The organism is Ornithinibacillus salinisoli, from assembly GCF_042684965.1.
GTDB lineage: Bacteria > Bacillota > Bacilli > Bacillales > Amphibacillaceae > Ornithinibacillus > Ornithinibacillus salinisoli.
Window position 1 is genome coordinate 164088 of sequence record NZ_JBHUMI010000017.1, and the last position, 22714, is coordinate 186801.

A 22714-nucleotide genomic window follows, 5' to 3' on the forward strand; every position below is an offset into this window, starting at 1 on the left:
GTTTAGTATGGATACTAATCAATATTTAGAGGTCTTTTTAGATGAAAGTCGTGAACATTTACAAGCTGTTAATGATAATCTTTTAAAGCTGGAGAAGCAGCCTGACGAGCTGAGCATTGTGTCGGAAATCTTTCGTTCTGCTCATACGCTAAAAGGAATGGCTGCCACGATGGGATATGAAGACGTAGCTTCTTTAACCCATCAAATGGAAAATGTGCTAGATAAAATTCGTAACAATGAGTTAGCGGTTTCTACGGAAGTAATTGATATTACATTTACAGCAGTTGAAGCGCTTGAAGAAATGGTTGAGTCAATTAGTAATGGAAAAGATGGCAAAAAAGATGTTAGTGATCTTGTATCAAAATTAGAACAGATAGAAAAAGGCACCTCCATTGCAGAGCAACCAGATACTTCAGTCAGTGAATCTACTACAGGATTTGAAGTTGATGATTACCAAGCAACGGTTATTTCTCAAGCTAAAGAACAAGGCTTTAATGCAATTCATATTACGATTCAATTAAATGACGATTGTATTCTTAAAGCAGCTCGTGCATACATGGTATTTGAAAAATTGGAAGGCAGAGGAGAGATTATCCAGTCCAATCCTTCCGTAGAAGAAATTGAGGATGGAAATTTTGAACAAGAGTTTTCCTTGTTGTTATTAACGCAAGAAAGCCATGCTAATTTAGAAAAACTAATACATACAGTATCTGAGATTAATCGTGTTGTAGTAGCTGACTATAAAAAGAAACAAAAAAGTAAAGTAGAAGATAAAGTAGAAGATAAAGAAGAAAAAACAGAAAGTGTAGAAACGGAATCGAATACGCCAAAAGGGAAGCAAAAACAATCCAAAACAATACGTGTAAATTTAGAGCGAATTGACAACCTTATGAATTTATTTGAAGAGGTTGTTATTGATAGAAGTCGATTAGAGGATCTAGCACAAAAGCTAAAGGATCATGAGCTGATTGAAACAATAGAAAATATGACAAGAGTGACAGAAGATATGCAAGGTCTCATGTTATCCATGCGAATGGTACCAGTTGAACAGGTGTTTAATCGTTTTCCACGGATGGTTAGAGGAATTGCAAAGGAATTGGAAAAAGAGATTACTTTAGAAATTACTGGTGCTGAGACAGAGTTAGATCGAACAGTTATTGATGAAATTGGGGATCCTTTAGTGCATTTGATACGAAATTCATTGGATCATGGTATCGAATCTCCACAAAAACGAGTGGAGTCTGGTAAATCTGAAGAAGGAAAAGTATCACTAAGAGCTTTTCATAGTGGAAACCATGTCTTTATTGAGATTGAGGATGACGGTGGAGGGATTAACCGCGAGAAAGTTGAAGCAAAAGCAATCGAAAATGGATTGATTAGTCCGGAGCATTCAGAAGTGCTGTCTGACGAAGAAATCTATCAACTTATTTTTTCTTCAGGTTTTAGTACGGCAGATACTATTTCAGATATCTCTGGCCGCGGAGTTGGTCTCGATGTTGTTCGCAGTAAAATTGAATCCCTTGGTGGAAACATAATAGTCGAATCAGAGCCTGGAAAAGGGAGTAAATTTTCTATTCAACTTCCGTTAACATTATCTATTCTGACTACATTATTAGTAACTGTACAGCGGGAAACATATGCAGTGCCATTGTCGGCGATTGTAGAAACAATGATTCTAGAAGATCATCAAGTAATGTATGTTCAAGGGCAAAAGGTAATCGATTTTAGGGGAAAAGTGATTCCAATTGTGTCCTTAAAGGATATTTTTAATGTTCCTTCAGAAGAGACGGAACAAGAAGCAAGTGCAGTTGTCATTATTCATAAGGGAGATAAAATGACAGGATTATTAGTAGATTCTTTCATCGGGCAAAAGGAAGTCGTATTAAAATCTTTAGGAAATTATTTGCGAGATGTATTTGCCATATCTGGGGCAACAATATTAGGTGATGGACAAGTTTCCTTAATAATTGATCCTAATGCATTAGTGAAGTAAAAGGAGGAATAACAGAATGGAAAACTACATGAAAGTAATCGTTTTTACATTAAAGGAACAGCGGTTTGGTGTAAATGTCCAACAAGTACTTTCGATAGAAAAGCTACAGGAAATTACAAAAGTACCGAGAACATCCGATTTTATTAAAGGTGTGATCAATCTACGTGGGGAGACAATCCCAATTATTGATTTAAAAGAACGCCTGCACATTACTGAAACGGAAATGACTAATGAAAATCGCATATTGATTGTAAATGTGGAAGATGTTCAAGTTGGTCTAATCGTTGATTCAGCAACAGATGTTATTGATATTGCAACAGAGTTGGTTGAGCCTGCACCGAAGATGATAGGTGGAGTTCATGAGGTGTATTTAAAAGGTGTTGCTAAATTAGAAAATGAGTTATTAATATTACTAGATTTAGAACAAATAATAGACTTAGAAGAAACAACAGAAGTGAAAGAAGTCGTTGAAGAGTAGGAAACTGGAGGTAGTTTAGATGGCAAAAATATTAATTACAGATGATGCAGCATTCATGAGAATGCAATTAAAAGACATATTAACAAAATTAGGACATGAAGTCGTAGGCGAGGCAGAAAATGGGCAAGATGCTGTTGACAAATATCAGGAACTACAACCTGAGCTTGTGACAATGGATATTACAATGCCTGAAATGAACGGCGTAGACGCAGTAAAAGAAATTAAAAAGTTAAACCCAGAAGCGAAAGTAATCATGTGTTCTGCAATGGGGCAGCAAGGAATGGTAGTGGAAGCAATTCAAGCTGGGGCTAAGGATTTTATTGTAAAACCGTTTACTCCAGAGCGTATTAAAGAATCTGTTGGAAAAGTATTGTAGGTGTTTAGATTATGGTGAGGGTGAAAAAAATGAAAAAAAGATTACAATTTAAAAGTATTCGTACGAAGCTATTAGCCGGTTTTTCATTAATTATATTATTAGCAATTATTATGGGTGGATATAATTATTATGCAGTTAATCAAACAATGACAAATACAAAGGATATCGTAGAAAAAGAGATGGAATTATTAATTGCTGACGAGAAGTTATCTTTTGATATGGCGGAAAGAACAGCATTATTGCGAGGGTATCTATTATATGATGACCCAGAATTCAGAAATAAGTTTGAAGGTTTTACGGAAGAAAGTATTGCACTAGAAAATAAGGTATTAGAGTTAAGTGAATCGGATCAGATTAAAGAAATAATAGATAAGAAGATACAATGGGGAACATTTACTGACGAAGTATTTGCAGCCTATGATCGTGGTGATAAAGAACGAGCTTTGGAGATTATGAGGGATGATGTACAACCACTTTCTGAAGAATTAATGGATAGTTTACATGAAATGTCAACTATTAGAGAGGAAGCAATCAACGAAGAAGGCAAAGATATAATATCAACAGGTGAAATCACTTTAATAATTGGAATTATCTTATCCATAGCAATAATAATCATTGGTATATTCATAGCTATCTTTACTTCTCAATCTATATCTAAGCCGATAAAAACACTGATGGAGCGAATGAAATCAATTGCAGATGGTAATTTAAATAATGCTCCTCTTGAACCGAAATCAAGAGATGAAATCGGACAACTAGTAACTTCGACAAACGAAATGAATGAAAGCATGAGGCAATTATTGACACAAATCAATTCTGTATCAGAAGTGGTTTCTTCCCAAAGTGAAGAGCTCACACAATCCGCGAATGAGGTTAAAGCTGGTACGGAGCAAGTTGCGACAACGATGCAGGAACTGTCATCTGGCTCAGAAACACAAGCTAACAGTGCTAGTGACTTAGCGTCCATGATGAGTTCGTTTACAAACCTTGTTCAAGAAGCCAATGAAAAGGGTGGATTAATTGAAAAGGCATCCGAGGATGTATTAGGAATGACGGATGAAGGAAGTAAATTAATGACAAGTTCATCAAACCAAATGAATAAAATTGATGATATCGTGAAAGATGCTATTCAAAAAGTTCAAGGTTTAGATAATCAGTCACAAGAGATTTCCAATTTAGTAACAGTTATAAAAGATGTTGCAGAGCAAACGAACCTACTCGCATTAAATGCTGCAATTGAAGCGGCTAGAGCTGGCGAGCATGGAAAAGGCTTTGCTGTAGTAGCGGATGAAGTAAGAAAACTTGCAGAGCAAGTATCAAACTCGGTTAGCGATATTACTAGAATCGTATCTGGCATACAACATGAATCGAAAGTGGTATCAGATTCACTACAAGGAAGCTATACAGAAGTGGAGAATGGCAAGAAATCATTACAAACAACAAGTGAAACTTTTAGTGGTATTAGTATGTATGTGACAGAGATGGCCAATAGTATAAAAGCTGCATCTGAGAATTTAACTACTATTGCATCAAACAGTCAGCAAATGAGTACTTCCATTGAAGAAATTGCCGCAATATCTGAAGAATCAGCTGCAGGGATCGAACAGACTTCTGCTTCTTCACAACAAACTACAAGTACCATGGAAGAAGTTGCTGGAAGCTCTGAACACCTTGCCAAGTTAGCAGAGGAATTGAATGGCTTAGTGCGTCAGTTTAAATTATAATTTCTAAGCAAAGTAAATGATGGTTTGTTATATACAGATCATCATTTACTATAATTCTCAAATATAATGTTTTGAAATGGGTGCAAATAAATGAATTTGTCAGAGAATGTTACATTATGTAGCGATAAAAAATTTTATCACGCTGTTCAACCAATCATTAAAACATCTACAAATGATGTATTTGGATATGAGGCTCTACTGCGTTCTAAAGATTTACTTAGCCCAGAATCAATATTTCAGTATTACAAAGAAAAGAATCTTTTATTTAACCTTGACATGAGTTCCATTATTGAAGCATGTAGCAAGTTAAAAGATATACCCAAATGGGAAGACGCCTATTTATTTTTAAATATATATCCATCTACTTTAATTAATCCAGCATTTTATAACCAACTCCCGAAACTACATTCCAAAATTAAACCAAGTTCAATAGTGTTTGAGATTAATGAAGAGGACAAAGAAATGAATTTATCAGAAATAAAAAATGTTGTAAAAGAGCTTAAACAACGTGGGTATTTAATAGCTCTTGATGATATTGGTAAAGGAGAATCAAGTTTTAAATCCTTACTTGAGATAGAGCCTAATATTGCAAAGATTGATCGTGCTTATGCAAGTAATTTAGCCAAATCGAATAAAAAACAAAAGATGATTGAATTGATAATGCAACTTTTTGGCAGCGATATACCAGTAGTCCTTGAAGGGATAGAATCGGAAGAGGATTATTTAACTGCTAAAGATTTAGGTGTACCTCTGATGCAAGGCTATTACTTTGGAAGACCGGACCTAGTACAACATTATATATAGATAACATTTTAAAAAAGGAATGAGGAGAATGCCTAATGAAAATAAAAGGAAAAAGTAAAAAATTAAATTTAAACTTTTTTAATAAATCAATTAGAAATCAAATATTATTTCCATTTATATTATTGATAATCATTGCTGGGGTAGTAGTATCAGGTGTTAGTTATAACTATAGTGTAAAAACAACAACGGAAGAATTAACTACAAGTGTAGAAGGACAAATGGTTACGATGGATGATACGTTTGAATTGTTTTTTCAAAATATAGATAATACATTGGATCTTTTTATCCGTAAAGATTTGTTAAGCCAATATGATCCAGATAATCGTGAAGAAATCATTCAAAATTTAGGAGAAGCAGGAGAAAGTAATAAATCCATTTTAAATATTTATACAGGTATTGATGAAACAGGCGACATGATCGTATATCCTGTTGCGGAATTAGGTGATGATTTTAATGTTAAAGAAAGACCTTGGTATCAAGATGCTGTTTCTGCAAATGGAGAAACAGTTTGGACAGAGCCATATGAAGATACTGCCACTGGTGAAATGGTAGTAACTGCAGCCAAGGCTTATTACACTAACGATAGACTCATCGGTGTAATGGGTATCGATGTAACCATTACAACTTTGCTTGAAATGATAGAAGGCATAGAAATTGGTGACACAGGTTATGCCGTTCTAATGGATCATGCGGGTAGTTATATTGCACACCCGGATAGTGAGTACATTGGAAAGGACGAGTCACAAGAGGAATATTTTCAAAAAATAGCGGAGAGTGGCGAGCAGGGAATTGTTGAATACCAATTGGAAGGCGAAGATAAAGTTATGGGATTTGCTAAAAATCCTACAACTGAATGGATTATTGGTGGAACTGTTTATGTGGATGAATTTAAACAAAAAGCAAGATCTATTATATTACCGATAGCTATCAGTTTGGGAGTAGTACTAATACTAGCAATTACCGCTTCTATATTTATTACGAGAAGAATCACTACCCCAATTAAGAAATTGCAAGAAACGATGAAGGAAGTAGAAAATGGTAACTTAGTTGCTCGTGTAGATACGAATCGAAAGGATGAAATAGGTCAGTTATCTCAAAGTTTTAAAAATATGTTAGACCAAATGCGGGGTATGATGCAGAAAGTGTCAACTATTTCATTCAGTGTTTCAGAAGCATCGCAAACATTAGTGGCTAGTGCCGAAGAGAATACAGCATCTGCAAATGAAGTAGCTACAACGATGGAAGAAATAGCGTCTGGTGCAGCTGATCAATCGGAACTAATGGAACAGAGTACGAAGGCTGCAGATAGTTTATCAGAAATGATAAAACAGATTGAAGAACAAAATAGAAATATTCATGAAGAATCAAAATCAATGAAAGTGGCTTCAGAAGAAGGGGCTACCATTATTGCAGAACTACGAGATCAATCCATTAAAACTGGAAAAATGACAAAGGAAATGGTTCAAGCTATTCATTCACTTGACAACAGATCAACGGATATTAGTAAGATAGTTGAGAAGATTACAGATGTAGCAACTCAGACGAACTTATTAGCTTTAAATGCAGCAATTGAGGCAGCAAGAGCTGGAGAAAATGGTCGTGGATTTGCAGTTGTAGCTGATGAAGTCCGTAAATTAGCCGAACAAACAGAACATGCACTTGGAGATATTTCAGGACTAATTTCAGAAATGCAAGAAGAAATGAAATCAACTGTTACGTTAATTAACACTACGGATGAAGTGATTCAGACTCAAGAACAATCTGTAAATAAAACGGGAAGTTCGTTTAGCAGTATTTCGCAAACGATAAATACGAATAATGAGTTAATAGAAAAAGTAATGGGATTAATGGAAAAAATGATTGAACAAGAAAAGAAAATATCTTCTAATATCATGAATAATGCATCCATTAGTCAGGAAGCGGCTGCAGGTACGGAAGAAGTATCAGCTTCCATTGAAGAGCAAACGGCATCCATGGAGCATTTGAATAACTTAGCTAGTGAACTTGAGTCATACTCCATGCAAATGCAAGAGGAAATAGATAGGTTTAAAATAAATAACTAACACATTCTAAATCGCACAGTAATTCACATATGAATTCACTGTGCAATTTTATTGTATTATTACGGGCTATCTTCAATATGGAAGTTGACTCCTCACAATCATTCATTGATGCAGAAGTAATGATTGTAGGTTTAGTAAGTATAAGTGTTTTAATCTATTTGGAAAAATAGTAACCTTATAAATATACTTGATTCGAAATAGTTTAATATATGTACTTTCTAAGGAGGAAGTTGACAGAGTGATAAATTACTTAGGAACACCCAAAATTGAAACCGATCGATTAATCCTAAGAAAGTTGGAACTCAAGGATGCTCAAAACATTTTTGACAACTGGCTTTCAGATAAAAGAGTAGCTGACAATCGTATAAGTCCCGCACATAAGAAAGTTTCGGAAACAATGGAAAGGGTTGCTAAGATTGTAAGTGAATATGATTCTAAGGAATGTTGTTATTGGGGTATTGTGCAGAAGGGTAACAGGGAACTAATTGGAGAAATCGATTTGTATAACTTTGATATTGCCACTAATAACTGTGAAGTAAGCTATTCACTTGGTTATAACTGGTGGAATCATGGCTATGGAACGGAAGCTTTACGTGTGGTCGTGGAATTTGCTTTTAAGCATATGAATATTCACAAAATATCGGCAGCCCATAACGTTGATAATCCTGCATCTGGGAAAATTATGAGAAAAGTCGGGATGCAGCAAGAAGGAGTAATTCGACATATGATTCGGAATGCCAAGAATCAATACAAGGACTGTGTGGTTTGTGGTATTCTTCAAGAAGATTATATAAAAAACACAGCCAGTGAACAAACTTTTATCCTTAATATTGAATGAAGAAATATACAATAGTGGGGAATAATATATGAAGGAAAAAGTTATACAGTAAAGTATTTTACTTTTCGAAAAACAGGGATTCAGTTAAGCGTCTATCCAGGATATTTACCTATCCATAATTTACAATAATCTGAAAATAGAGAACAAACTGTTGAATTTTATGGGAAAACATGTATAATTATAGTATGCTTCTATACATGTGCTTTGTACATACTAATTACTTCATTCACCAGTGACATATGAAAGCGATGCCATTTGGAAGCACAAAAATATTGAAAAGGGGTATGTACATGAGAAAAAAGAAATTACTAGGCTTTGTTGGTATACTTTTTAGTATGGTGCTATTACTTACTGCTTGTGGCGGTGAGGCGAAAAATATTGCAATTGGACCAGCTGGAAGTGCTACCAATACTGTATCTAAGCTTATTTTTGAAGCTTACGGATTAGAAGATGGAGATTATAATGAATATGAAGAGGGATTTGGAGATGCTGCTGATGGAGTTCAAGATGGTAACATTGATATTTCTGTCGGAATCTTAGGATTACCTGCTGGAAGCATAGAAAACTTACAGGCGTCTGCTGGAGACGTGAAAATGCTAAGTCTTTCTAGTGATGCAATTGAATATATTGAGGAAAACAGTGCCTATAGAGAGATGGTTATCCCAGCTGATGCATATGATTTCCTTGAAGAAGACGTTACAACTATTACTGCATACGCTATTCTTATGGGGAATACTAATATGATTAGTGAAGAGTTAGGATATGAATTAGCGAAAGCAATGGTCGAAAATTCTGATGAAATCAGTCATGCACAAGGTGCTCAAATGACGTTAGAAAATGCATTGAATGGGTTAGAAGAGAACTTACCTATCCATCCAGGTGCTGCTAAGTATTATGAAGAACAAGGGTTAGAATTTGATAATCCAATAGCAGAAATTAATGTTTCTGACCAACCGTCCGAATTAGTTCTAGGAACAGGAAGCTCAGGTGGAACTTACTTCCCACTTGGAGGGGAGATGGCTACAGTTTGGAACAATAATATTGACGGGATCAATGTTACAAGTAGAGAAACTGGTGCTTCTTTAGAAAACTTAGCTAAAATGGGTAACGATGAAATGCACTTAGGTATGACTGTTCATGGTCCTGCAATTGATGCTGTGAATGGAAGTGGAGACTTTAATGAAGCCATTGAAAATGTAGCTTTCATTGGTCATATTTATCCAGAAGTTGTTCAAATCGTAACTCGTGAGGAATTTGGTATTGAAAGCTTCGATGATTTGAAATAGAAGATAATTTCATAGCATCGACTAACCTTATTGGAAAAGGATTGGGATCTTTGCTTCGTGGAGATCCCTTTCTTTCTACCTAGATTTAGAAGGGATGTGGTTAGATGAAAGAAAACAAACCAGTCGAGCAAGCAAATACACAGGAAATATTAGAGAAATATGACAAAGAAAGTAATTACCGTGTCAAGATTGGAAAATGGGCCTGGGTGATAACTTTTTTAGGTGTATCCTTAACAGTTTTCCATTTATATACAGCCGCCTCAAGTGTCTTACCTTCCCAACAACAGGGTGCGATTCATTTAGGTACAGCCCTAGGAATTATCTTTTTACTCTTCCCGGCAAAAAAAGGATTGCAGAAAAAACAAAAGTCAATTCCATGGTATGACGTTGCTTTAGCGTTTACTGCAATGTATGCCGGTTATCATAAGATTATTTTTTATGATAGACTTTCCCTTGCAACAATTAATGGATATACCACATTAGATATTATCGTGGCGATTATTGGTATATTGTTACTTCTTGAAGCGACAAGACGTACAGTTGGTGTTCCAATTATTATAGTTGCAAGTATCATGATTCTGTACACACTTTATGGAAAGTTTATTCCGACAACAGTATTATCACACGCAGGATTCTCATTTAGTGATATTACTACCAATCTTTGGTTTAGAACGAGTGGTGTATTTGGAATTCCTATCCAAATTTCCGCAAAGTTTATCTTCCTATTCCTTTTCTTCGGTGTTATTCTCGTACATACGAAAATTGGTCAATTTTTTAACGATCTAGCTTTTGCCCTAACTGGAAGATTCACTGGTGGTACTGCAAAGGCTGCAGTAGCAGCTAGTTCACTACAAGGAATGGTTTCCGGTAGTTCGGTAGGAAATACGGTTGCTTCTGGCTCGTTTACGATTCCTATGATGAAACGAGCAGGTTTTAAACCGGAATTTGCGGCAGCGACGGAAGCTTCTGCATCAACTGGTGGACAAATCATGCCACCACTAATGGGGGCAGCAGCATTCATTATGATGGAATATTTAGGCGTAGACTATGGAACAGTTATGTTGGCTGCTGTAGTTCCGGCCATCCTATATTTTTTTGGGATTTTTATCGGATCACATTTTGAGGCAAAAAGGCTGAAAATTCATGGGTTACCGAAGTCGGAACTTCCAAGCTTCCGTAAATTAATGATGAAAAATGGATTTATGTTACTTCCGTTATTTATTATTGTTGGAACAATCCTAGTTGGTTACACACCACAAAGGGCTGCGCTCATGGGTATTTTAGCAGCGTTTTTAATAAGCTTTATTCGCAAAGAAACTCGTATGAATTTCAAAAAAATTATAGATGTGTTTGAACAAGGGGCACGTGTTGCATTACCAGTTATCTCAGCCTGTGCTACGGCGGGTATTATCGCTGGTGTCGTTAGTATTACAGGTCTTGGTAATAAATTCGCTGCAGGAATTATCGCTTTGTCAGGCGGCATTTTACCATTCGCACTTATCTTCACGATGATTGCATGTATCATCTTAGGAATGGGCTTACCGACAACTGCAAACTATGTAGTCACTGCAACAATTGCAGCACCTGTACTTATTAATGAGTTCGGTGTTGCACCAATCGCAGCACATATGTTTGTGTTCTATTTTGGTATCGTAGCTGATATTACTCCACCTGTTTGTTTAGCGGCATATGCTGGAGCAGGTATAGCTGGTGCGAACCCATTTAAGTCGGGTGTTAATGCAGTAAAGCTTGCGATTGCTGCCTTTATCGTTCCATATATATTCATCTATAATCCAATTCTTGTATTAGTAGATGCTACACCACTGCTGTTTATTACTTCTGTAACGACAGCGTTACTTGGGATTATGGCAGTTAGTAGTGCTGTTATTGGTTTCTTTATCCGTCATTCAAGAAATTGGGAAAGAATCTTATTATTTGCTGGTGGTATCTTAATGATCTTACCTGAGATCCTTACTAGTGCAATTGGAATTTCAATTATGATAGCTGTATGGTTTTTGCAAAAACAGCGTAAAGACGATGGCGGAACTGTTTTGCAAGGTTCTGTGTAAAGTAAGTGAATAGGAATGGAGAGGCTGGGGCAAAAGTGCTTTAGTCAAAGAAAAATCCAAACTATAAAATTCAAAATTCTTCTATTAGAATTCGAATTAGTTTGGATTTTTTCTTTTGGGGTGTTTTCTTACTTTGTTGTTAATCATACATAGAATGCGACATAACTTAAAAAGATGGCGTGCTTCTGAATAAAGTGTCAAACGGTCGCTCATAGCAGTAATGAATGCCCGAATGAAGAGAGTAAAGTGCCAAACGGTCGCTCATAGCAGTGATGAAAACCCGAATGAAGAGAAAAAAATGCCAAACGGTCGCTCATAGGAGTAATGAAAGCCAGAATGAAGAGAGTAAAGTGCCAAACGGTCGCTCATAGCAGTGATGAAAACCCGAATGAGGAGAAAAAAATGCCAAACGGTCGCTCATAGGAGTAATGAAAGCCAGAATGAAGAGAATAAAGTGTCAAATGGTCGCTCATAGCAGTAATGAAAGCCCGAATGAAGAGAAAAAAATGCCAAACGGTCGCTCATAGCAGTAATGAAAACCCGAATGAAGAGAATAAAGTGTCAAATGGTCGCTCATAGCAGTGATGAAAACCCATATGAAGAGAAAATAATCAATGGTCACGTTGCAGTTATTGCACAGTTTCTATCAACTAAGAATTAAGGTCTTACCGTTGAAAAAATAACATTCTAAATTTACTACCGTATAATCGTTCGTCTTTAGAGTCGCAGGTTTTAGTGATGTCCTAGCCGCTTTTTTGTATAATCAAAAATTCGACAGCACTCGATTATTTCCGAGGAAATAATACAATATCTACTTTTTTCTTAATTTCCTTCATTATGCTATAGTTAACATAGGTGAATTGAAGGGAGAAGCATCATGGATACACTACAAGCTAGTGCAAGAGAAGATAAGGTTTATCGCATCTTCATTGTTATTGGTATTATTATTGTTGCGTTTAACTTAAGGCCAGCTATAACTTCGATCGGTCCCCTAATCGGTGTTATTCGTGATGACGTAGGTTTATCGAATTGGAGTGTTGGTCTGCTAACAAGTTTACCACTAATTGCATTCGCGGTTATGTCTCCAATTGCTCCAAGGTTAGGAAATCGATTGACTAATGAACGTGCATTACTTTTGGGACTAGTATTTTTATTTGTAGGTATTTGTATTCGATCTATTTCAGTTATGGTTTTATTATTTGTCGGAACTTTACTAGTTGGACTAGGAATTGCGATTTGTAACGTACTTCTTCCAGGTGTAGTAAAGGAAAATTTCCCGTTAAAAGTTGGTTTGATGACGAGCGTGTATTCTACTGCAATGGGGATTTTTGCTGCTGGAGCATCAGGATTAAGTGTTCCTTTAGCAAGTGGAATCAATCTCGGTTGGCAAAAGGCATTACTCGTATGGAGTATCCCAACTATTATTGGGATCATCCTGTGGAGTTATCTTGCAAACCGTAGAAAAGTAGATTTGAATAATGGCATGAAGTACATACATACGAGAAATAATAGGATGTGGCACTCACCACTTGCATGGCAGGTTGCTGCTTATATGGGGCTACAGTCTTTTTTATTTTATGTAACAATATCTTGGTTACCTGAAATTTTACATGACTATGGCGTGAGTATGGAAACCGCGGGCTGGATGCTTTCGTTTACGCAGTTTGTTGGTTTACCGGCAAGCTTTTTAGTTCCAATCATTGCTGGAAGACTTGCATCACAACGAGGAATTGTTCTTACTATGGGAGCATTCGCTATAAGTGGTTATGCTGGGTTATTACTTGGGTCTTCTTATACAATTATGATTATTAGTACGATATTAATTGGATTTGCACTAAGTGGAAGCTTTGCTTTAGCACTAGCATTTCTAGCGATGCGTGCTAGGGATGCCAAACAAGCTGCGGAATTATCAGGCATGGCTCAATCATTCGGGTATATATTAGCAGCTATAGGACCGATGTTAATAGGCTATTTATATGATCTTACTCACATGTGGATGGTTCCATTAGTATCATTAATTATTGTGTCGTTTATGGTAGTGTTGTTTGGGTTGAGAGCTGGTCGAAATCGGTATGTTTTGTGAGTAATGGAGGTGGGTCATCATGAAGATTACTGCAATGGGGGATTCTGCAATTAAAATAGAATTCGATGGTGAAGTTACCCCAACATTAAATAAAAAAATACAGCTATTTTGCTTGAAATTAGAAAAAGCTGCAATTCATGGTGTAATTGAATGGGTTCCAGCTTTTAATTCGATAGCTATTTATTATGATCCTACTAAAATATTATTTAAAGAATTAATGAAAGAATTGGAATGGATATCATTGAAGCCTCTAGAACAAAAAGTAGTTACCCAAAGATTGCTTCATGTACCAGTATTATATGGTGGAGAAGTTGGTTCGGATTTAGAGCGCGTTGCAAGGTACAATGAAATTTCATCTGAAATGGTAATTACGCTTCATCAAGAACCGGATTATTTGGTATATATGATGGGATTTTTACCAGGTTTTCCTTACCTTGGTGGATTACCTACTAAATTGGCAACTCCACGTTTGGAAGAGCCAAGAAGTAATACATTTGCAGGTGCAGTCGGAATCGCTCATGAGCAGACGGGAATTTATCCGCTGGCATCTCCAGGTGGTTGGAATATCATTGGCAGGACTCCAATTCGATTGTTTAATCCAAATTATGAGCAAGATGCTTTTCAATTTAAGGCGGGTGATCTCATTCGTTTCTATCAAATAACGGAGAAAGAATATGACAACATTGTGAAACAAATGGGAAATGGAACTTTCAAAGTGAAACAAGAGCAAAAGAAATGATATGATAATATATTGGAGGGGCTACTTCATGAAAAAATTCATTGATTTGAACTGTGATTTGGGAGAGAGTTTCGGAGCTTATAAAATAGGTTCAGATGAACAAATCATGCCAACTATCACATCCGCTAATATTGCTTGTGGTGCACATGCTGGTGATCCACATGTTATGGATCAAGCAGTCCGCCTAGCAAAAAAATATAACGTATCCATTGGAGCTCATCCAGGTTTTCCGGATTTGGCGGGTTTTGGTAGGAGAATGATGGATTTTTCACCAGAGGAAATATATCGATTCGTAGTCTTTCAAATTGGTAGCTTGCAGGCCTTTTGTAACATACATCATGTTACGCTAAGGCATGTAAAACCACATGGTGCCCTGTACAATCTTGCTTCTCGAAACCGTAAAGTAGCAGATGCAATTGCTCAAGCAGTATACGATCTCGACTCTAATTTAATATTGTTTGGACTAGCGGGTAGTGAATTAATTAACGCTGGTAGAGAAACTGGTTTAGCCGTAGCTTCCGAAGTATTTGCCGATCGTACATATCAGTTAGATGGAAGCTTAACACCTCGAAGTGCAACAGGAGCGCTTATCGAGGATGTGGATATAGCAATTAGCCAAGTTGACCGAATGGTTAGCGAAGGTACGGTGAAAACCATAGACGGTAATATCATAGATATTGAAGCTGATACAGTTTGTATTCATGGAGATGGTTCTGATCCAATAGATTTTGTGAATAAACTGAGAGATCGTTTAGGGACAAAAGGTGTTCAAATAGTTGCCTTTGGAAATGAAATCTAATTTGAAGGTACACACATGTTTATTATTCCCATGTCCACAAACTCATTGAAGAAGGTGTAACAATCGTGGTAAGTCAAGCGCTTTTTCGTGTCAACAAGCCAGGTTTATTGACGACATATCAAGATACAGGCCGAATAGGTTATCAGCGCTTTGGGGTACCTATGTCAGGAGCAATGGATCGATTTGCATTGCAAGTAGCCAATATATTAGTAGGTAATCCTCGAGATGAGGTCTGTATGGAAGTAGCATTAATTGGTCCTCAATTGGTAGTACTACATCCAGTAACTATTGCCATTACCGGTGCAGACCTTGAAGCGAAATTGAATGGAAAACTAATACCAACTTGGACTGCGTTCCGTGTAGAAAAAGGTGATCATATTACGTTTGGTCGCCAACATTCAGGAGTGTATACTTATATTGCAGTTGCAGGAGGATTGGAATGTCCATCCTTTTTCGGTAGTAAATCTACCGATGTGAAAAGTGGCTTTGGTTCATCTCTGGAGATGGATGATACAGTGTATGGTTTTCCAATCCGTACGAATGCTGGCATAGGATTAACTAAACCCGCCATTCCAACGTATAAGAAAAGTATTCAAGTCGCTGTGATGGAAGGACCACATACGGAATTGTTTACAACATCGGAACGAGAAGCGTTTTACAAGAACACCCATACTTTAGATGCTAATTCGAATCGAATGGGATATCGTCTTCGAACAGAGCATGAAATTTGGGAGAATAAGTCTAGTATATGGTCTGATGCGATTCCTTTTGGTAGTATTCAAGTTCCACCGAATGGACAACCAATCATACTTATGGCGGACCGGCAGACTACTGGAGGATACCCACGTATTGGTACCATAATCTCCAGCGATATACCTCATGTTGCTCAACTCGTACCACGAGGTAAGATCTCTTTTTATTCTATTACAATCGAAGAGGCGCAACAACGCGCAATAAATATGGAAAATTTTTTAAAGAATTTAGAACTATTTCGTAAGTTTTTACAATAATTAAGAAGGGTGCTTACAATGAGAAAATTACTATTAACAGGATTCGAACCATTTTTGGAGTTTCCTATTAACCCAACAACAGAAATAGCGCAATCATTACATGGAGAAACGATAAATGATTATGAAATAATTGGTGAGATATTATCAGTCGATTTTAATAAATCTGGTCAACAATTACTGGAATTAATTGAAAAACACAATCCTGATGCTGTTATTTCATTAGGATTGGCGGCAGGACGAAGCTGTATCACGCCAGAACGTATTGCAATAAATTGCAATGATGGTCCTGTAGATAATAATGGACATAAACCAAATGGCGAGAAAATATATGCGGATGGTTCAGATGGATTTTTTACTACCTTACCAATTACGGATATGGTAAGTGCATTACAAAATGCAAATCTTCCAGCAAAAATATCAAATTCGGCAGGTACTTATTTGTGTAATAATGTGATGTATCATGGACTGCACTACTTTAAAATGCAAAATGTTAACAGACCATCTGGTTTCATTCACATCCCAGCCTCTCATGAATTAGCGGTTGAAAAGAATATGCCAAGTTGGGCACAAAGCGATTTGGAGAAAGCTGTAAGAATATCAATCTCATGTTTATAAGTTAATTTTTTTTAATGCCACCTATTTATTTTATTATTCGATTATAGTATAAAGAAAGTATTATTCTTCATTTATACAATCGAAAAGTAATTTATATTGGTGGCATTTTATTTATATTTGAGGTGTCGTAATTGCAAAATAATCCAATCGTATATTGCTTACAATTAACATTCGAGTAGCAAGCATTATGGCTGTGTTTAACTGTGGTAATCATACATACAGCAATAGGAAGCTAATTTCAGTTCTAAAAATGATTACTGCACACTTATCGTTTTATAATAAAAATGAAAAAGGCATCTTCTTAAAACCTTCTCATTGCCTTACAAATTTATATATATTAGAATGAGTTGACGATATATAGATTGAGAGATGATAAGGATGCCAAAATATATTTGGTTGTTAGTTATTGCGATGGCAATCAATGTAACGGGGGCTTCTTTTTTATGGCCACTTAATACGATTTACATGCATAATGAGCTCGGTAAAAGTCTAGCTTTTGCAGGGGTCATTTTAATGTTTAACCAAGGTGCTGCGATTGTTGGTAATTTGATTGGTGGAATATTGTTCGATAAGTTTAGTGCCTATAAAACAATACTATTTGGTACGTTTCTTGCGTTATCTGCTGCTATAATACTTTCATTCAATCATAGTATTGTTCCATATTCGGTTTTACTTATTGTTATTGGTTTAGGTTCTGGGGTTACGGGGCCAGTTATGTTTGCGATGGCAGGATCTGTATGGCCACAAGGTGGAAGACGTGCTTTTAATGCCATTTATGTTGCGCAAAACTTAGGTGTAGCTTTAGGTGCGACAATTGGTGGGTATGTTGCCAGTATTTCATTCGATTATATTTTTATAGCAAATGCTTCTCTATTTGCAGTATTTTTTTGTATGGTCTTATTTACATTTAAAGGAATGGACCAGGAACGAAATCGACAAATGCATACATCTGTCATTGAGCAGAGTAAAAAGATACAAAACAAGTCTTCATTTATTGCATTAATCATTTTAAGTAGTGGTTTTTTTGTCACCTGGTTGGCTTATAGTCAGTGGCAGTCCACAATAGCCTCCCATACGCAGGATATTGGTATACCGTTGGAGCAGTATAGTACGCTATGGGCAATAAATGGTTTTCTTATCGTTCTAATGCAACCTTTGGTAAAATGGGTAACAGAGAAGGTAACGTCTATTAAAGCACATATATATATTGGTAACTTTATATTGATATTATCTTTCGTAATTGCGATGGTTGCAGAACAATTTACAATGTTTGCCGTTGCGATGGTGATTTTAACTATTGGAGAAATTCTTGTATGGCCAGCAATTCCAACATTAGCAAATGAACTGGCACCGGAAGGAAGAGCTGGATTCTATCAAGGATTTGTCAATAGTGTTGCTGCCGCTGGGCGGATGGTTGGACCAGTTGTAGGTGGATTAATCGTAGATGTATATCATATTCAATTATTATTTTTTGTACTGCTGTTCTTATTATTTATTCCATTTGCTACAACGAAGCTGTTCGATCGTGGGGTTCGACCAGAAAAAGAATTAGCACAAGCTAAGTAAGTAAAGGAGAAATCTACATGTCAGAAGTAAAATTAGTTGCACTTGATATGGACGGAACATTACTGAATATGGATGAGGAAGTGACTGATTATACGAAACAGGTAATTACACAGGCACTGGATAAAGGGATACATGTCGTATTAAGTACGGGACGTTGGCTACAATCTTGCTATCCGTATGCGGAGACTTTAAACCTATCATCTTATCTCGTTACATGTAATGGTGGAGAAATATGGACGATGAAGAAAGAATTGCTAGAACAGCATTTACTTGATGCATCTACTGTTGAAAAAATGTGGCAGCTAGGAGAAGAAATAGGGGTCAAGATGTGGATGATTTCAACAGAGAACGTATATCATGGGGAACGACCGGAGGATTTTTTCCAGCATCGATGGTTAAAATTTGGCTGTGATTCATTTGATAAAGATAAGTTAGATCGTATGGTTAAAGAACTCTCATATATGAACGGACTAGAATTAACAAATTCATTGCCGACAAATATTGAAGTGAATCCAAAAGGAGTTAGTAAGGCAAGTGCCTTGAAAAAAGTTTGCCGAGAACTTGGAATTACTATGGATCATGTAATGGCAGTAGGAGATAGCCTGAACGATATTAAAATGATTCAAGAAGCTGGTGTTGGAGTAGCTATGGGGAATGCGCAAGATGCCATCAAAAAAGTCGCAAACTATGTAACAGATACAAATAACAATAACGGTGTAGCCAAGGCAATCGAACGATTTGTATTATCCTGAATTGAAAAGTCTCTTTCTAGAGGCTTTTTATTTATTATTATTGGCTGTTTTCTAATAGATTGTTGAAAAAATGAAAAAAATTCGTAGTTGATAGAAACTGCGCAGTAACTTCAATGTGTTTTTCGCTACGGGCAGTCGCTTTCCACGGCTCCAATTACTTTAACCAAAATATCTAATGTAATTCATATGTAATAGACATTTATGTGAAGAAATAATGAAAGATTTCACATATTCTAGCGGAAGAAATACACGTAGACTCCTTGAAAAAGAAAACCACTTTTTCTGCGTGCGATGTGTCGCTGACGTAGCGTTCCTTGTCCTGCGGGAGGAAAGGCATCGGTGAGACCCCACAGTGCGTAGCACGAGGAGGCTCACCAGCCGCCCGCGGAAAGCGAAGTGTATTTCTGGAGCGAGGTTTGGTACAGTACATTTAATCTCAATTTTCACCACGTTTTTCATAATGAGTTGCTTCGTATTCTATATAAAAATAGTAGCAAACTATTCCAAATAAATTTTTAAAAAAGTCAAAAATTCGCTAAAAAGAACGACATTCTGTGATTTTCTCCTATTTACTGCTATTTACTATACAAACACCTACTTTATAAAGAATGGATTGTTCGTTATAATGTACATATCAAATTGCCTATTTATGTATGAAGGAGAAATGGACATGGTTGGGAAACGTATTAATAAGTTGAGACTTGATCGAGGGTATTCGTTAACGGTTCTTGCTGAAATGTCAGGTATATCAAAGTCGTATTTAAGCTACTTAGAGAGAGATCTTAGAACAAATCCATCATTGCAGGTACTTACAAAAGTTTCTAATGCATTAGGGTGTTCCTTGGAATACCTCTTAGGTGATGAAACATTTATTGAAAAGCAATGGAAGAATGAACTTAATGAAGAAATCGTTTTTCTCTTACAAAACGCTATTCAGAATGGTACGCTCCATGGAGATATGGAAGACTTTCAAAAGTATGTTGAATTTTTAAACTGGAAGGCAACAAACAAATAATCTTCCCCATTCCTTTCATTGTATCAGAAAAAAGAGTATAATAAAATTAGAACGATGAAAGGGGATGCTGTCATGTCTTTTTCACGTGGACCAAAAGAACCTGTGCAAGAAGTAGAGACTGCGATTTGGTCTTGCACAAGTGAAGACTGTAACGGCTGGATGCGCGAGTCGTGGAGTTTTAATGATGAGCCGAAATGTCCGTTATGTCAATCTTCAATGACTCAGGAAGTACGAGTGCTTCCAGAAATTAAATAAGAATAGTAAACGTACCAAATAAAGTTGAAATTTGTTATGTCATGATAAGTGCAATCTCGATGTTATTAGTGAATATCGGGATTGTTTTTATTTTGTATGAAAATGGAATATTTTAGTCTCTAACTGAATACTTTCTAATAGAGTCTACTCTTCTACTAGATTTTTCAACAAAGTTTTGTAAGGGATTACATTAGGAGGAGGAATGAATAAATGAAGTATGCAAACCCGAATACAGAAAATGCATTAGTAAACTTCAACGAACGATATGATAACTTTATCGGAGGTGAATACCAAGCTCCCGCAAATGGGAACTATTTTAAAAATGTTAGCCCTGTTAACGGACAAGTTTTCTGTGAGGTGGCAAGATCTACGAAGGAGGATGTCGAGGCAGCGCTTGATGCAGCTCATGCAGCAAAAGCAGCATGGGGTACTACATCGGTTACGGAACGTGCAAATATTTTAAATAAAATTGCTGATCGTATGGAAGAAAATTTAGAGATGCTTGCTGTTGCGGAAACATGGGATAATGGGAAAGCTGTACGAGAAACATTAGCAGCAGATTTACCGTTAGCTATTGATCATTTCCGTTATTTCGCTGCAGCCGTACGGGCGCAAGAAGGTGGAATTAGTCAGCTTGATAATGATACGGTAGCTTATCATTTCCATGAACCACTAGGTGTTGTTGGACAGATAATACCATGGAATTTTCCTATACTAATGGCAACATGGAAGTTAGCACCAGCACTAGCAGCAGGGAATTGTGTCGTATTAAAGCCAGCTGAGCAAACACCTGTTTCCATTCATGTTTTAATGGAATTAATTCATGATTTATTACCAGCAGGTGTTGTAAATATTGTGAATGGATTTGGAGTAGAAGCTGGTAAGCCTCTTGCTTCTAGTAGTCGTATTTCTAAAATTGCGTTCACAGGGGAAACAACAACCGGTCGTTTGATAATGCAATACGCATCTGAAAATATTATCCCAGTTACCTTAGAGTTGGGCGGAAAGTCACCAAACATATTCTTTGAGGATGTAATGGATCAAGATGACGGCTGTTTGGATAAGGCAATTGAAGGTATGGTCATGTTTGCTCTTAATCAAGGTGAAGTATGTACATGTCCATCCAGAGCTTTAGTTCATGAGTCGATCTATGATGCATTTATGGAACGGGCGATCGAGCGAGTAAAACAAATTAAGATTGGTCATCCTCTAGATACAGAAACGATGATGGGGGCACAAGCATCACTTGAGCAAATGGAAAAAATCACTTCCTACCTAGATATAGGAAAACAGGAGGGCGCAGAAGTTCTTATCGGTGGTAATGTAAATAAGCTAGAGGGTGAGCTTGCTGACGGTTTTTATGTGGAGCCGACGATTTTTAAAGGGAATAACAGTATGCGAATCTTCCAAGAAGAAATTTTCGGTCCAGTGTTATCTGTTACTACATTCAAAGATCATGAAGAAGCTTTAGAAATTGCCAATGATACTTTGTATGGACTTGGTGCAGGGGTATGGTCACGTAATATAAATACTGCATATCGCTTTGGAAGAGAAATTGAAGCAGGTCGAGTATGGACGAATTGTTATCATCAATATCCAGCACATGCTGCTTTTGGGGGATATAAAAAATCCGGAATTGGTCGTGAAAACCATCAAATGATGCTGGAGCACTATCAACAAACGAAGAACTTACTCGTTAGCTATAGTGAAGGTCCTGTTGGTTTTTTCTAAAAATATATTAAATAGGAGGAGCTATTGGGAAACGGTAGCTCCTTTTTTGCATATATTGGTAGAAATATAATAAAGGGGTTGGAGGAATTGGTTGATCGAGTGACGGCTACTGCAGAAACGTTACGTTTAATCGAGAAATTGAAAGAGGTACACGGTGATCTAATGTTTCACCAATCTGGTGGATGCTGTGATGGTAGCTCACCAATGTGCTATCCACGAGGAGAATTTCGAGTTGGTGAATCAGATATCCTTTTGGGAGTGATTGGGGGCACACCATTTTATATTTCCAAAGATCAATATGAATATTGGAAACATACCCAGCTTATTATAGATGTTGTTGATGGTAGGGGTGGCATGTTTTCGTTAGAAGGTCCAGAAGGCAAGCGATTTTTGACGAGATCAAGGGTATTTACCGAGGAAGAAAAACGCGTATTAAAAAGCTGATATGCATGGGACAAGTGGGACAAGGGGTCTGACCCCCTAAAATTTAACGAATAAATCACTTACCTTACACAATA

20 protein-coding genes are annotated in these 22714 nt (G+C 36.7%); all 20 read left to right on the forward strand.

The window, feature by feature from the left end; genetic code table 11:
* Positions 1-7 precede the first annotated feature (7 nt).
* The 20 genes from ACFSTA_RS14765 (at position 8) to ACFSTA_RS14860 (ending at position 22640) form a co-directional block, all read left to right on the forward strand.
* The gene (locus ACFSTA_RS14765; RefSeq protein WP_377557545.1) at positions 8-1993 is read left to right on the forward strand and encodes a chemotaxis protein CheA; all 1986 of its coding nucleotides are present in this window, start codon (positions 8-10) and stop codon (positions 1991-1993) included.
* Positions 1994-2009: 16 nt separating this feature from the next.
* Positions 2010-2471: a chemotaxis protein CheW gene (locus ACFSTA_RS14770; protein ID WP_377557546.1), complete on the forward strand. Its 462-nt coding sequence runs from the start codon at positions 2010-2012 to the stop codon at positions 2469-2471.
* A gap of 19 nt (positions 2472-2490) precedes the next feature.
* Entirely contained in the window at positions 2491-2847 is a 357-nt protein-coding gene (locus ACFSTA_RS14775; protein WP_377557547.1) for a response regulator, read from the forward strand.
* Between the two features lie 29 nt (positions 2848-2876).
* Positions 2877-4571 carry a methyl-accepting chemotaxis protein gene (locus ACFSTA_RS14780; protein WP_377557548.1) on the forward strand — a complete coding sequence of 565 codons (1695 nt, stop codon included), beginning with the start codon at positions 2877-2879 and terminating at the stop codon, positions 4569-4571.
* A gap of 90 nt (positions 4572-4661) precedes the next feature.
* On the forward strand, positions 4662-5375 hold the full coding sequence (locus ACFSTA_RS14785) for an EAL domain-containing protein (protein WP_377557549.1): 714 nt from the start codon (positions 4662-4664) through the stop codon (positions 5373-5375).
* A 35-nt stretch (positions 5376-5410) separates the two neighbouring features.
* Positions 5411-7438 (forward strand): HAMP domain-containing methyl-accepting chemotaxis protein, encoded by a 2028-nt coding sequence (locus ACFSTA_RS14790; RefSeq protein WP_377557550.1) that lies wholly within the window; start codon positions 5411-5413, stop codon positions 7436-7438.
* 238 nt (positions 7439-7676) lie between these two features.
* Positions 7677-8276: a GNAT family N-acetyltransferase gene (locus ACFSTA_RS14795; protein WP_377557551.1), complete on the forward strand. Its 600-nt coding sequence runs from the start codon at positions 7677-7679 to the stop codon at positions 8274-8276.
* 290 nt (positions 8277-8566) lie between these two features.
* The gene (locus tag ACFSTA_RS14800; RefSeq protein ID WP_377557552.1) at positions 8567-9562 is read left to right on the forward strand and encodes a TAXI family TRAP transporter solute-binding subunit; all 996 of its coding nucleotides are present in this window, start codon (positions 8567-8569) and stop codon (positions 9560-9562) included.
* A 104-nt stretch (positions 9563-9666) separates the two neighbouring features.
* Positions 9667-11631, forward strand: coding sequence for a TRAP transporter permease (locus tag ACFSTA_RS14805; protein WP_377557553.1), 1965 nt, complete (start codon positions 9667-9669; stop codon positions 11629-11631).
* An 877-nt stretch (positions 11632-12508) separates the two neighbouring features.
* Positions 12509-13714, forward strand: coding sequence for a CynX/NimT family MFS transporter (locus tag ACFSTA_RS14810; RefSeq protein WP_377557554.1), 1206 nt, complete (start codon positions 12509-12511; stop codon positions 13712-13714).
* 19 nt (positions 13715-13733) lie between these two features.
* Positions 13734-14453 carry a 5-oxoprolinase subunit PxpB gene (pxpB, locus tag ACFSTA_RS14815; protein WP_377557556.1) on the forward strand — a complete coding sequence of 240 codons (720 nt, stop codon included), beginning with the start codon at positions 13734-13736 and terminating at the stop codon, positions 14451-14453.
* Positions 14454-14481: 28 nt separating this feature from the next.
* Positions 14482-15252 (forward strand): LamB/YcsF family protein, encoded by a 771-nt coding sequence (locus tag ACFSTA_RS14820; protein ID WP_377557557.1) that lies wholly within the window; start codon positions 14482-14484, stop codon positions 15250-15252.
* A 65-nt stretch (positions 15253-15317) separates the two neighbouring features.
* Positions 15318-16262 carry a 5-oxoprolinase subunit C family protein gene (locus ACFSTA_RS14825; protein ID WP_377557558.1) on the forward strand — a complete coding sequence of 315 codons (945 nt, stop codon included), beginning with the start codon at positions 15318-15320 and terminating at the stop codon, positions 16260-16262.
* A gap of 18 nt (positions 16263-16280) precedes the next feature.
* Positions 16281-16877, forward strand: a complete 597-nt coding sequence (locus tag ACFSTA_RS14830; RefSeq protein WP_377557559.1) for a pyroglutamyl-peptidase I — start codon at positions 16281-16283, stop codon at positions 16875-16877.
* Between the two features lie 378 nt (positions 16878-17255).
* A complete protein-coding gene (locus ACFSTA_RS14835; protein ID WP_377557560.1) occupies positions 17256-18443 on the forward strand; it encodes an MDR family MFS transporter in 1188 nt (395 codons plus the stop codon).
* A gap of 17 nt (positions 18444-18460) precedes the next feature.
* Positions 18461-19195 carry a Cof-type HAD-IIB family hydrolase gene (locus ACFSTA_RS14840; RefSeq protein WP_377557561.1) on the forward strand — a complete coding sequence of 245 codons (735 nt, stop codon included), beginning with the start codon at positions 18461-18463 and terminating at the stop codon, positions 19193-19195.
* Positions 19196-19865: 670 nt separating this feature from the next.
* Positions 19866-20210 (forward strand): helix-turn-helix domain-containing protein, encoded by a 345-nt coding sequence (locus ACFSTA_RS14845; RefSeq protein WP_377557563.1) that lies wholly within the window; start codon positions 19866-19868, stop codon positions 20208-20210.
* Between the two features lie 72 nt (positions 20211-20282).
* Positions 20283-20465: a cold-shock protein gene (locus tag ACFSTA_RS14850; protein ID WP_377557565.1), complete on the forward strand. Its 183-nt coding sequence runs from the start codon at positions 20283-20285 to the stop codon at positions 20463-20465.
* Positions 20466-20675: 210 nt separating this feature from the next.
* Positions 20676-22196: an aldehyde dehydrogenase gene (gene adh, locus ACFSTA_RS14855; RefSeq protein WP_377557566.1), complete on the forward strand. Its 1521-nt coding sequence runs from the start codon at positions 20676-20678 to the stop codon at positions 22194-22196.
* 87 nt (positions 22197-22283) lie between these two features.
* On the forward strand, positions 22284-22640 hold the full coding sequence (locus ACFSTA_RS14860) for a DUF779 domain-containing protein (protein WP_377557808.1): 357 nt from the start codon (positions 22284-22286) through the stop codon (positions 22638-22640).
* Positions 22641-22714: the final 74 nt, after the last annotated feature.

Excerpts from the sequence above, each read along its gene's own strand:
- pxpB (WP_377557556.1), top strand. The coding sequence starts at position 13,734 with ATGAAGATTACTGCAATGGGGGATTCTGCAATTAAAATAGAATTCGAT.
- ACFSTA_RS14805 (WP_377557553.1), top strand. The coding sequence starts at position 9,667 with ATGAAAGAAAACAAACCAGTCGAGCAAGCAAATACACAGGAAATATTA.
- ACFSTA_RS14810 (WP_377557554.1), top strand. The coding sequence starts at position 12,509 with ATGGATACACTACAAGCTAGTGCAAGAGAAGATAAGGTTTATCGCATC.
- ACFSTA_RS14835 (WP_377557560.1), top strand. The coding sequence starts at position 17,256 with ATGCCAAAATATATTTGGTTGTTAGTTATTGCGATGGCAATCAATGTA.
- ACFSTA_RS14790 (WP_377557550.1), top strand. The coding sequence starts at position 5,411 with ATGAAAATAAAAGGAAAAAGTAAAAAATTAAATTTAAACTTTTTTAAT.
- ACFSTA_RS14775 (WP_377557547.1), top strand. The coding sequence starts at position 2,491 with ATGGCAAAAATATTAATTACAGATGATGCAGCATTCATGAGAATGCAA.
- ACFSTA_RS14800 (WP_377557552.1), top strand. The coding sequence starts at position 8,567 with ATGAGAAAAAAGAAATTACTAGGCTTTGTTGGTATACTTTTTAGTATG.
- ACFSTA_RS14765 (WP_377557545.1), top strand. The coding sequence starts at position 8 with ATGGATACTAATCAATATTTAGAGGTCTTTTTAGATGAAAGTCGTGAA.
- ACFSTA_RS14850 (WP_377557565.1), top strand. The coding sequence starts at position 20,283 with ATGTCTTTTTCACGTGGACCAAAAGAACCTGTGCAAGAAGTAGAGACT.
- ACFSTA_RS14820 (WP_377557557.1), top strand. The coding sequence starts at position 14,482 with ATGAAAAAATTCATTGATTTGAACTGTGATTTGGGAGAGAGTTTCGGA.
- ACFSTA_RS14845 (WP_377557563.1), top strand. The coding sequence starts at position 19,866 with ATGGTTGGGAAACGTATTAATAAGTTGAGACTTGATCGAGGGTATTCG.
- ACFSTA_RS14830 (WP_377557559.1), top strand. The coding sequence starts at position 16,281 with ATGAGAAAATTACTATTAACAGGATTCGAACCATTTTTGGAGTTTCCT.
- ACFSTA_RS14780 (WP_377557548.1), top strand. The coding sequence starts at position 2,877 with ATGAAAAAAAGATTACAATTTAAAAGTATTCGTACGAAGCTATTAGCC.
- ACFSTA_RS14770 (WP_377557546.1), top strand. The coding sequence starts at position 2,010 with ATGGAAAACTACATGAAAGTAATCGTTTTTACATTAAAGGAACAGCGG.
- adh (WP_377557566.1), top strand. The coding sequence starts at position 20,676 with ATGAAGTATGCAAACCCGAATACAGAAAATGCATTAGTAAACTTCAAC.
- ACFSTA_RS14785 (WP_377557549.1), top strand. The coding sequence starts at position 4,662 with ATGAATTTGTCAGAGAATGTTACATTATGTAGCGATAAAAAATTTTAT.
- ACFSTA_RS14840 (WP_377557561.1), top strand. The coding sequence starts at position 18,461 with ATGTCAGAAGTAAAATTAGTTGCACTTGATATGGACGGAACATTACTG.